Consider the following 4,238-nt stretch of genomic DNA (forward strand, 5'->3'; position numbering starts at 1 on the left):
TAATTTACCAGAGCAAGTTAGACGATGCGTGTGATTGGTAAAGTTCTTTTCATCCAACTTCTTCTTCCCTACTTCTTGTGCTGCTTGGTCATCGGCCGCTTCAATCTTCTCCTCAAAAACCATTTCACCATTCGCCTCATAAACCGTTAAAAAATATTCGTTCATTCCATTACCTCCTACACCATTGTAAGAATAGTGTAAAATTAAACGCTTACATAAGCAAGTGAAATAAAAATGGAAAATTATTGTTTATTTATTATTGCTTTTTAAATGAAGTGGTCATATACTGTATATATAGATATAAACACCAATACACTTTAAGAGGTGAAGCTCATGTCGGAAAATCAATTAATTAGGAAGATCATTTTGTTCGAGTTGAAGAATACACCATTAATAAAGTATGTCTGGATGGCTGCTGCGATCGGTTTAATTGTTTTTTTAGGGACACAGTTTATTGATGAAGTAAGCGGGGGCGGACGTTTACCTGTCATTTATGACTTTTTATTTTTTAGTGCTCTATCAATCGCTTATACGGTAAGATACAAACCATTTAACATCCAAGATGTAAAAGGAGGTTTGTATGCCAGCTCCTTTTTTATCTTACTAAAACAAACGCCTATTGCTGATCGAGTCATTATGAAAAGCAGATTTATAATGAGTGCGATTTATATCCTTACGTTTAATTCGATTGTGTTTGTGTTGTTCTATGTTTTCTCAACCAGTATAAGAGAAGRGTTATCAGTCGCTGAGGCAATCATTCTTGGWATAAGCTGGCTGGCCATCAGCTGTGTGTGGGGTGGAATGTATGCAGCAGGTGAACCGGGTGGTAGATATTCACCTTTAGCTTTGGTGATTTGGAGTGTCATTTATATTGTGGTACTTATTATTTTACTAACTGCTTTTAATCTGTTGGCAGGAGCTCCTTATATTATTTGGTCTATAAATGTCGTACAAACAAATCCTCTATTACTTTTAGCGATTACACTCTTGTTTTTGTTGATTGCCACGGTCATTTGGATTTTTTCATACAAGTATTATGAAAATAAAACAGATTATCATTTGTAATTGTTCTACCACCAGAAAGGAGGTCTTTGATTGAAGTTACCAATAAGCGTCCAAGAGGGCTCACGTACTCCGATTTATCATCAAATCGAAGAACAAATCAAAGCACTCATTGTTTCAGGGCATGTTAGTGCAGGAATGCCGTTGCCGTCTATAAGAGCCTTATCTAAAGATCTTGCTTGCAGTGTAATCACCACAAGACGTGCTTACCAAAATCTAGAGCAGCAGGGTTATATAAAAACAAGCCAAGGCAGAGGTACATTTGTAGCTGAAATAGATGAACGATCTAAGAAAGAAGCAAAAGCAGAAGCTGTATATGAGACGTTTAGACGAGCAATAGAAGTAGGAAGACGGCACAATTATACGGATGAGGAATTAAGAACATTATTAGAAGAAGCTTTAACCGAATAAAGCGATTACAGGGAGGGGTAAGAAATGATTTCGTTGAAAGACATTCATAAAAAGGTAGACCGCAGCTTCGAACTTGGACCAATATCATGTCACATCGAACCAGGCAGTATCGTAGCACTTGTTGGAAATAACGGAGCAGGAAAATCAACTTTATTCCAACTAATGATGGGCTTAGTGAAAAAGGAAGGCGGGGAGATTGAATATCATTTTGATGATAGCAGTCAAAAGGGATGGAAGCAGGCAATTGCTTATGTCCCACAAACACCGCTTATGTATCAAGGATTTACAGTAGCACAATTAGCGGATTTCTTTGAAATGAGTTATCCGGGCTGGAATCGTAATGAGTTTCATAGGCTTACTTCATTATTTGATTTACCCTTAAAAAAACAAGTGGAGAAACTTTCTGGTGGGATGCAGAAAAAAGCGATGCTTTCCTTAACATTGGCGCGAAAGTCGAAGGTTTTATTTTTAGATGAACCACTAGCTGGAGTAGACTTTGAAGGCCAAGAACAAATGAGAGATGAAATGGTTCGTTATATGGAAAGAGCAGACGATCAAACTATTTTATTTGCTACGCACTCAGCTGATGAAATTAGAACGCTTGCTGATTATATAATGTTAATGAAAGATGGCCAGATCCTCAGCCAGTATGAAAAAGATGGCCTGATAGCGTCGTGGAGTCGTATGTGGGTGGCAGCAGACTCATCTGCTGTCAAAAATATTAAAGGAATGGTCTCAGTAACCAGGCAGGGATCGTTAGTAGAATGTGTTACATCAGATGTTCTAACAGTTGAACAAGAATTGAAAGTGGTGGGTGCCTCAGTCACTTCCGTTCAACCGTTAGAGCTAAGAGAAATTTTGCGAATCATTTTAAAAGAAGAAACGAAATCTGTGTAAGGACGTATAACATAAGGACGTTTAGCACAAGGGTCTATAGAAGATTAAAAGAAAGGCGGAAATCAGATGACGCTTAAAATTAATAAGATTACAAAGCGCTTTGGTCATTCTGTGGCGGTTGATCAGCTGTCACTAGAAGTACCTAGCGGAGAAATGTTTGGGATGCTTGGGGCGAATGGGGCCRGAAAAACAACTACCTTCAGAATGATGCTTGGGTTACTTGAACCTTCTGAAGGAGAGATTACGTGGAATGGTCAAAAAATTGATTATTCGAGGACAAATGTAATCGGCTATCTACCTGAGGAAAGAGGGTTATATCCTAAGCTAAAGGTAAGAGACCAACTCATCTATTTAGGTCGCCTTAAAGGGATGGCTAAAAAAGATATTCTAGTAGAAATGAAAAAATGGCTTGAACGTTTTAAAATAACAGATTATGAGTCAAAAAGAATTGAAGAGTTATCAAAAGGGAACCAGCAAAAAATTCAATTCATTGCCTCGGTTATTCATAAGCCTGAACTTCTTATTCTAGACGAACCATTTAGTGGTCTAGATCCTATTAATGCAGAGTTATTAAAAGAAGCGGTTATTGACTTGAAGAGACAAGGGACAACAATTGTATTCTCGAGTCATCGAATGGACCATGTAGAAKAGCTATGCCAGCATTTATGTATTCTCCATCATGGAAGTCCTGTGGTTCAAGGGAATTTAAGAGAAATTAAACAGAGCTTTAGAAATAAGTTCATCGTCATTGAAGGAGAGAGAGCTTTTGATTCTTTGAAAAACCTACCTGGCGTAATTAAATTTAAACAAAAGCAAGAAGGTGTGAGGCTTCAAGTTGAAGATGAGGAAGTAGCGAAGGTGATTTTCTCTCACGTTGCAAAAGAAGGGTATGTGAGGAAGTTCGAGGTAGAAGAACCAAACCTTCAAGACATCTTTATTGAGAAAGTTGGGACAGCATATGCGTAATTTTGGTATCATTCTTGCTCATACATATAAGAATCGATTAATGTCAAAAGCCTTTTTGATCTCTACAGCTATTACACTAGTATTTATGATGTTTATTATTAATATGGACCGAATTTTCATGATGTTTGAAGAGGATGCTGAGAGTAGGGGAGTAGAAGTAGCTTTAGTGGAAGAGAGTGGGGAATGGTTCTTGCCTTTATCTGAACAACTCGAACCACATACTGATCGAATTCAATTAATTGAAACATCTTTAAGTGAAGAAGAGGCTCTAGAAGCAGTTTCAGATGGGGAATATGGTGCCGCATTAGTGGTGCAGGAATCCAATGATGGATTACCTCGAGCTACCTTTTATTCAGATTCACTAGCACAGCAATTTACCCCTATGCAAATTCAAAATGCGCTTCAACATATTAAAGAAACCCAGGTCACTCAAGAGCTTGGTTTGAGCAGTGAGGCATTGGCTGAAATCTATTCCCCGATCTCTTTTAAAACATCGACTGTCAGCGAAACTGCTAGATCAGAGAGGGAGTTGAACCAAGCTAGGTCGTTTGTATATGTATTGCTTTTTGTCATCTATTTCTCTGTGCTAATCTTTGGCAATATGATCGCAACAGAGATTGCAACGGAAAAATCATCACGAGTGATGGAAATTCTCGTATCGAGCGCTTCGCCAGTGGCCCAAATGTTCGGCAAAATAGTGGGAATAGGGTTGTTGGCGCTCACGCAATATGGCCTTATTTTTCTTGTAGCAGTGGGAAGTTCTGTTGTTATCCAAGAGGAGGGTGAAGGCGGCTTCACAATGATTCAAACGTTACTAGGTAAAAGTATTCCGCTAGATCTTATCGGCTATGCTGTATTATTCTTTTTGTTAGGATATCTCCTGTATGCAACACTTGCTGCCA

General features: G+C 38.4%; 6 protein-coding genes. 5 read left to right on the forward strand and 1 reads right to left on the reverse strand.

Going from position 1 to position 4,238, the window contains the following annotated elements:
* A partial coding sequence (locus AB685_RS30680) for a YhzD family protein (protein WP_082153793.1) occupies positions 1-165 on the reverse strand: 165 nt, incomplete at its 3' end.
* Between the two features lie 168 nt (positions 166-333).
* Between AB685_RS30680 and AB685_RS27280 the strand changes: the two genes are divergently transcribed.
* The 5 genes from AB685_RS27280 to AB685_RS27300 all read left to right on the forward strand — a co-directional run.
* A complete protein-coding gene (locus tag AB685_RS27280) occupies positions 334-1,065 on the forward strand; it encodes a hypothetical protein (RefSeq protein ID WP_047973740.1) in 732 nt (243 codons plus the stop codon).
* Positions 1,066-1,095: 30 nt separating this feature from the next.
* The gene (locus AB685_RS27285) at positions 1,096-1,473 is read left to right on the forward strand and encodes a GntR family transcriptional regulator (RefSeq protein WP_047973741.1); all 378 of its coding nucleotides are present in this window, start codon (positions 1,096-1,098) and stop codon (positions 1,471-1,473) included.
* A gap of 24 nt (positions 1,474-1,497) precedes the next feature.
* Positions 1,498-2,370: an ABC transporter ATP-binding protein gene (locus tag AB685_RS27290; protein ID WP_047973742.1), complete on the forward strand. Its 873-nt coding sequence runs from the start codon at positions 1,498-1,500 to the stop codon at positions 2,368-2,370.
* A gap of 66 nt (positions 2,371-2,436) precedes the next feature.
* Positions 2,437-3,336, forward strand: coding sequence for an ABC transporter ATP-binding protein (locus AB685_RS27295; RefSeq protein WP_047973743.1), 900 nt, complete (start codon positions 2,437-2,439; stop codon positions 3,334-3,336).
* Positions 3,329-4,238 (forward strand): ABC transporter permease (locus AB685_RS27300; protein ID WP_047973744.1); only part of this gene is annotated, 910 nt, incomplete at its 3' end. The genes AB685_RS27295 and AB685_RS27300, both read left to right, overlap by 8 nt.

Source organism: Bacillus sp. LL01 (assembly GCF_001037965.1).

Bases quoted from the DNA above. Each gene is read 5' to 3' on its own strand.
- AB685_RS27290 (WP_047973742.1), top strand. From the start codon at position 1,498: ATGATTTCGTTGAAAGACATTCATAAAAAGGTAGACCGCAGCTTCGAA.